Origin of the sequence: Corynebacterium sp. c3Ub_189, assembly GCF_039907195.1 — a bacterium.
Taxonomy (GTDB): domain Bacteria; phylum Actinomycetota; class Actinomycetes; order Mycobacteriales; family Mycobacteriaceae; genus Corynebacterium.
In genome coordinates this window covers 1-625 of record NZ_JASBOF010000066.1, presented here as the reverse complement: position 1 = coordinate 625, position 625 = coordinate 1, and the positions used below count along the sequence as shown (strand labels likewise).

The 625-nt window shown below is 52.5% G+C and carries 1 pseudogene; it reads left to right on the top strand.

Annotation, left to right across the window (positions count from 1 at the left end):
- Window positions 1-201 precede the first annotated feature (201 nt).
- A pseudogene (locus tag QKD99_RS11530) lies at window positions 202-625 on the top strand (helix-turn-helix domain-containing protein); the annotation flags it as partial.

The window sequence follows — 625 nt, the reverse complement described above, 5'->3', positions numbered from 1 at the left end:
TGAACTGCTCCCCATTAGTTGGACTGAGAAATCAGTTTCCGATTAGTGGGGAGTAGTTTTCATTGAGAGCCCGAAGTTTGGTGAGTGAGCATCAGCGGGAGCAGTTGGTTGAACTATTTGAGCAAGGCATAGGCTATCGTGCCGCTGCTACTGCTCTTGGTGTCTCCAAATACGCCGCCCGTATGCTCTATCGTCGGTTTAAACTGCATGGCAGACTATGTCTTGTGGAAAAACCGACTAAGCAGCAGTATTCGTTCGAAATCAAGAAGGAAGTTGTCCAACGCCACCTTTCTGGTGAGACAGCGATGAATCTTGCGCGCGAGTTTGGCCTGTCATCAGAGAAGCTGGTCAGCGGATGGTCGAGGAAATGGCGTAATGGTGGCGATGAGGCACTAAAACCGAAGCCGAAGGGCAGGCCCAAGGGTTCGGTCACGCCGAAGCCGCTTTCGGAGGAAGCGAAGCTGCGTCGCCAGATCGCGCGGTTGGAAGCGGAAAACGCATATCTAAAAAAATTGCGGGACTTGAGGAATCAGGGACACGCCTGAAAGTTCAGGCGATTGTCATCCTCAAGTCACGGCATCGTCTGCAATACCTTTTGGATGCGGCAGGCATGCCGAGAGCAACG